Genomic DNA, 5054 nt, shown 5'->3' on the forward strand with positions numbered 1-5054 from the left:
GGCGTGGACACGGCGGTGGTGTGGAGGGCGTGGGTGGGACCGCGGCGCCCGCGGCGGTGGCGCGGTGGGCCGCCGAGCGCAGGAGGGCTCGCTGGTGGGCGCGAGTGAACCGGCGGGCGCCCGGCCGTCGTTCACATGGGCCGCGAGGAGGTCGCGGGGGACCCCGGTCGGGGTGACGAGGATCGCGTCCCCGACGCGGACCGGCGGATTTCCCGAGGTTCCGAGAACGAGCCCGTAGGAGACCGTCTGACGTGCCCTGATGGTGAGTTCGCGCCAGGCGCGGCGTCACTCGGCAGGAATCCCTCGTCGCACGTTCATCTCTCGTTCACCTATTCACCCTACGTTAACGGCGCTTGATCCCCCGCCCCGCCGAACGGATTGCCCGGTACATGGAACACATCACGCTGCTGATCGCGATCGTGATCATCACGGCCCTGGCGTTCGACTTCACCAACGGCTTCCACGACACGGCCAACGCCATGGCCACCACGATCACGACGGGGGCCATGAAACCCCGTGCCGCGGTGGCGATGTCGGCGGCGCTCAACCTCGTCGGCGCGTTCCTCTCCGTCGAGGTCGCCCGCACCATCTCCGGCGGCATCATCGACGAGGAGGCGGGCGTCCAGCCGGAAGTCATCTTCGCGGGGCTCGTCGGCGCCATCGTCTGGAACCTCCTCACCTGGCTCGCGGGCCTGCCCTCCAGTTCCTCGCACGCCCTCTTCGGCGGCCTGATCGGCGCCACGCTGGCCTCGGTCGGCACCGGGGCCGTCAACGGCGACGCCGTGGTGACCAAGGTCGTCATCCCCGCCCTCGCCGCCCCGCTCGTCGCCGGGGGTGCCGCGCTGCTGGCCACCCGGCTCACGTACCGGATCACGCGGAACGCCGACGCCCGTGCCTCGGCGCGCGGTTACCGGTCGGGGCAGATCGCCTCGGCCGCGCTGGTCTCGCTCGCGCACGGCACCAACGACGCGCAGAAGACCATGGGCGTGATGACGCTCGCGCTGATCGCCGGCGGCGCGCTGTCGCCCGGCGCCGACCCGCCGCTGTGGGTCATCACCTCGGCGGGCGTCGCCATCGCGCTCGGCACCTACCTGGGCGGCTGGCGCATCATCCGCACCATGGGCAAGGGCCTGACCGACATCGAGCCGCCGCAGGGCTTCGCCGCGCAGACCAGCGCGGCCACCACGATCCTCGCGTCCTCGCACATGGGGTTCGCGCTGTCGACGACGCAGGTCTGCTCGGGCGCGGTCCTCGGCTGCGGCCTGGGCCGCCGGGGCGGCACGGTCCGCTGGTCCACGGCCACGCGCATGGTGGTGGCCTGGGGCCTGACGCTCCCGGCGGCGGGCACGATCGGCGCGGCGGGCGCGCTGATCGCCGAGCGCGGCGACTGGGGCGTGGGCGTGGTCGTGGCGCTGCTCATCGCGGTCAGCGCCGGGATCTGGACGCTGTCGCGCCGCAAGCCGGTCGACCACTCCAATGTCAACTCCGACGTCAACGCGGAGGCCGACGCGGACGTCGACTCCGACGTCGACTCCGGGGGCGACGAGGACGGTTCCGGGGACGGCCAGGACGAGCGGGGCGCGGGCGCCGTGGCTCTCGACGTCCCCGCTCCGCCGAACGTCCCCCCCGCGCCGAGCGCGCCGTCCGTCACCTCCGCCCTCTCCTAGCCGCCGTCTCTCGATCCGGGGTTTCTCGTGCACATCGAATGGGCCGTGCTCGGCCAGGTCGTCGTCGTGTCCCTGCTGGTGACCGTCGCGATGGTCGGCCTCTTCTCCCTCGGCATCAGGGCCGGCTCGGCGGGCACCGCCGCCGCGCGCCCTGCCGGGTATCTGTCGTTCGCCCTGTGCGCGGCGGCGGTCGCCTACGGGATCTGGATCATCGCCGTCTGACGCCAGGAGGCCGGGAGGCCAGAGGCTCAGGCCGTCCGGCGCTGCCGGGCGACCACCAGGGCGGCGGTGCCCGCGGCGAGCAGGCCGAGCGCGCCCCCGATCACATAGGGGCTCAGGGAGCCGCCGCCGGTCCGCGCCATCTCCGGGGCCTCCTCGGTCTCCTCGGTGACCGTCTGCGTGCGGGGGCTCGCCGCGGGCTCCTGGCAGCTGACCTCGGCGAGCGTGACGGTGCCGGTGACCCCGGCGACGCCGAGGTTCAGCGGGTTGACGGCGACGCGCAGGTCGAGGGCGCTGGCCGCCGCGGCGCCGTCGGAGGTCTCGCGGCGGGAGAGGTCGAGCGTGACCTCGCCGACGCCGGGCACCGGGACGGTGAAGGTGCCGTCCGCGGTGAGGTCCACCTCGCGGCCGAGCACGGTGGCGGCGGCGGGCATGTCGGTCTCCGCGACCGGCGCCTCGCCGGGCACGCACCGGGCGCGCGCGGCGACCGCGTCGAGCTCGACGACCGCGAGCAGCGGCAGGCCCGGCACGTGCACCCGGGCGTTCACCAGGGACGCCTCGGCGCTGCTCGCCTCCGCGTCGGCGGTCGCGGTCGCGTCGGCGACGTCCGCGCGCAGCATCTCGAACGGGCGGCCCCCGTCGAGCCCGTCCAGCGAGGCGGTCAGCAGCGTCTCGCTCGCCGTGCGGCTCCCGGCCGGCGCCGACACCTCGTTGAGCGCCACGTCCAGGGGCAGGCCCGTCGCGCCGTCGAGGAGCGAGACGTCGAGGCCCGCGCGGAGCACCGCGGCGCTGGCGGTGCCCTCGGCGCCGGCACCCCCGGGAGCCGGCTCGTCGGCGTGCGCGGCCGGGGCGGCCGACACCGCCGGTGCCAGGAGTGCGGCGCAGGCGAGCAGCGAGGCGGCGGCGCGGCGGCAGACAGACTTCTTCACGGGCGGGACTCTCCCCAAGTGGTGGAACGCCGGGACGCCGCCATCCTTGGGGCCGGGAACCGGCGCGGGCGGGGTTCCGCCCGCCCTTCACTCGAACGGGGGACTCAGGGGGCGCGAGGGCCGTGACGCGGCGCCGGGGGCGCGGGGGGTTCGGGCGACGACGCGCCCCCGCAGCACCACGCGGGAGGGGTGGCCGAGCACGCCGATGTCCCGGCGGGGGTCGGCCGCGTAGACGACGAGGTCGGCGGGGGCGCCCTCGGTGAGCCCGGGGCGCCCGAGCCAGCGGCGGGCGCTCCAGGTGGCGGCGGCGAGCGCGTCGTCCACGGGGATGCCCGCGGTGACCAGCTCGGCGACCTCGCTCCCGATGAGCCCGTGCGGCAGCGAACTGCCCCCGTCCGTGCCGGTGTAGAGCGGGACGCCCGCGTCGTGGGCGGCGCGGACGGTGTCGTAGCGGCGGGCGTGGAGCCGCCTCATGTGGGCGGCCCAGCGCGGGTACCTGGCCTCGCCCTGGGCGGCGAGGCCGGGGAAGGTGCCGATGTTGACCAGGGTGGGGACGATGGCCACGCCGCGCTCGGCGAACAGCGGGATGGTGTCCTCGGTGAGCCCGGTGGCGTGCTCGACGCAGTCGATCCCGGCCTCGGCCAGGTCGCGCAGCGCGTCCTCGGCGAAGCAGTGGGCGGTGACGCGGGCGCCCTCGCGGTGTGCGGCGGCGATGGCGGCGCGGACGGCGTCGGCGGGCCAGCAGGACGTCAGGTCGCCGCGTTCCCTGTCGATCCAGTCGCCGACGAGCTTGACCCAGCCGTCGCCGCGCCTGGCCTCGCGCCGCACGGCGCCGGCGAGCTCGCCCGGCTCGACCTCCTCCGCGAAGTCCTTGATGTAGCGGCGGGTCCTGGCGATGTGGCGGCCCGCCCTGACGATGGGCGGCAGGTCGTCGCGCGCGTCGGTCCAGCGGGTGTCGGTGGGCGAGCCCGCGTCGCGCAGCAGCAGCGCGCCCGCGTCGCGGTCGGCCACGGCCTGCTCCTCGGCCGTCTTGTCGTCCACGGCGCCCGCGAGGCCGAGGCCGACGTGGCTGTGCGCGTCGACGAGGCCCGGCAGGACCCAGCCGTCGAGCGTCACGACGTCGCGGGCGGCGGTGGGCCGTTCGAAGGTGATCCGGCCGCCGACGACCCACACGTCGCCCCTGGTCTCGTCGGGGCCGATCAGTACGCGGCCCCGGATGCGCAGGATGGTCACACCGCCCATGATCACATGGGAAGGGGCCCAACGACCGCTCGGCAGGCGGGTCTTCGGCTGCTAGGCTCCTCGGACGCTGGGAGGCGGAGCACCGACACGGGCACGGCCGCGAACGTTGCACGACCTGTCGAACGGGCGCGGCAGGACCGTCGTGAACCGAGCCGTCTACCGACAGGGAGCCTCGGCGTGGCCAGCCCCAGCGATGAGTTCGACGCCTTCTTCGAGCGGCACCACGCCGAGCTGTCCCGGCTCGCCCACCTGCTGCTGGGCGGTGCCCGCGGCGGCGAGGACGCCGACGACCTGGCCGCCGACGCGCTGGTGGAGATCTGGCACCACTGGGACCGGGTGTGCGCCGCCGAGTTCCCCGTGGCGTACGCCAGGGGCGTGGTCGCCAACCTGGCCAAATCGCGGATCCGCAGCCGCACGCGCGAGCGCCGCAGGATCGCGCTGTTCTGGTCGCGGCAGGGCGGCCAGGCCCTGGAGTCCGAGGGGCCCGACGTGCCGGCGGTCCTCGATGTGCGGGCGGCGCTCGGCCGGCTGCCGTACCGCAAGCGGGCGTGTGTGGTGCTGCGGCACGCCTTCGACCTGTCGGAGCGCGACACGGCGCGCGTTCTGGGCATCTCCGTGGGTACGGTGAAGAGCCAGACCTCGCGCGGCATGGCCGAGTTGGAGCGGCTGCTCACCGAGGCCCCCGGCGCCGAAGGCGGGGGCGGCAGCGGGGAGTTCCTCCGCGTGCTGCGCACCGGCCCGGTGCAGCGGAGGAGTTGGTGACATGGGCGAGCGGCCCGAGGTGACGGAGTTGCTGCGCGCCGCCGCCGCCGGCCACCGGCCCGACCGCGAGCGGATGCGGGCGCGCGTGGAGCGGGGCGCCGCGGCGGAGGGCGGCGGCGCGCTGCTGGAGGGGGCGGGGGAGGAACTGCTGCGCTACGACGGCCCGGTGGAGCTGGCGACCTGGCGGTTCGCGACCGAGCCGCTGGCGCCCGGGCGGGCGGCGGGGGCCCCCGGC

At 75.7% G+C, this 5054-nt stretch carries 5 protein-coding genes and 1 pseudogene; 4 read left to right on the forward strand and 2 right to left on the reverse strand.

Going from position 1 to position 5054, the window contains the following annotated elements; genetic code table 11:
- Positions 1-389 precede the first annotated feature (389 nt).
- Together ADY01_RS32510 and ADY01_RS32515 are read left to right on the forward strand one after the other, a co-directional pair.
- Positions 390-1667, forward strand: coding sequence for an inorganic phosphate transporter (locus tag ADY01_RS32510; protein ID WP_049580337.1), 1278 nt, complete (start codon positions 390-392; stop codon positions 1665-1667).
- 27 nt (positions 1668-1694) lie between these two features.
- Complete coding sequence (locus ADY01_RS32515) at positions 1695-1889, forward strand: hypothetical protein (protein ID WP_049580338.1); 195 nt, start codon at positions 1695-1697, stop codon at positions 1887-1889.
- A 26-nt stretch (positions 1890-1915) separates the two neighbouring features.
- On the opposite strand, the gene ADY01_RS32520 is transcribed toward ADY01_RS32515, so the two are convergent.
- Both ADY01_RS32520 and ADY01_RS32525 read right to left on the reverse strand, forming a co-directional pair.
- The gene (locus tag ADY01_RS32520) at positions 1916-2815 is read right to left on the reverse strand and encodes an SCO1860 family LAETG-anchored protein (protein ID WP_049580339.1); all 900 of its coding nucleotides are present in this window, start codon (positions 2813-2815) and stop codon (positions 1916-1918) included.
- 87 nt (positions 2816-2902) lie between these two features.
- Positions 2903-4057 carry an amidohydrolase family protein gene (locus ADY01_RS32525; protein WP_078900804.1) on the reverse strand — a complete coding sequence of 385 codons (1155 nt, stop codon included), beginning with the start codon at positions 4055-4057 and terminating at the stop codon, positions 2903-2905.
- A gap of 177 nt (positions 4058-4234) precedes the next feature.
- On the opposite strand from ADY01_RS32525, the gene ADY01_RS32530 reads away from it, so the two are divergent.
- Together ADY01_RS32530 and ADY01_RS32535 are read left to right on the forward strand one after the other, a co-directional pair.
- Positions 4235-4819, forward strand: coding sequence for a SigE family RNA polymerase sigma factor (locus ADY01_RS32530; RefSeq protein ID WP_049580340.1), 585 nt, complete (start codon positions 4235-4237; stop codon positions 4817-4819).
- A gap of 76 nt (positions 4820-4895) precedes the next feature.
- A pseudogene (locus ADY01_RS32535) lies at positions 4896-5054 on the forward strand (cytochrome P450); the annotation flags it as partial.

This window comes from Streptomyces sp. SBT349 (assembly GCF_001083795.1).
Classification (GTDB): Bacteria; Actinomycetota; Actinomycetes; order Streptomycetales; family Streptomycetaceae; genus Streptomyces.

Excerpts from the sequence above, each read along its gene's own strand:
- ADY01_RS32510 (WP_049580337.1), top strand. The coding sequence starts at position 390 with ATGGAACACATCACGCTGCTGATCGCGATCGTGATCATCACGGCCCTG.
- ADY01_RS32525 (WP_078900804.1), bottom strand. The coding sequence starts at position 4,057 with ATGGGCGGTGTGACCATCCTGCGCATCCGGGGCCGCGTACTGATCGGC.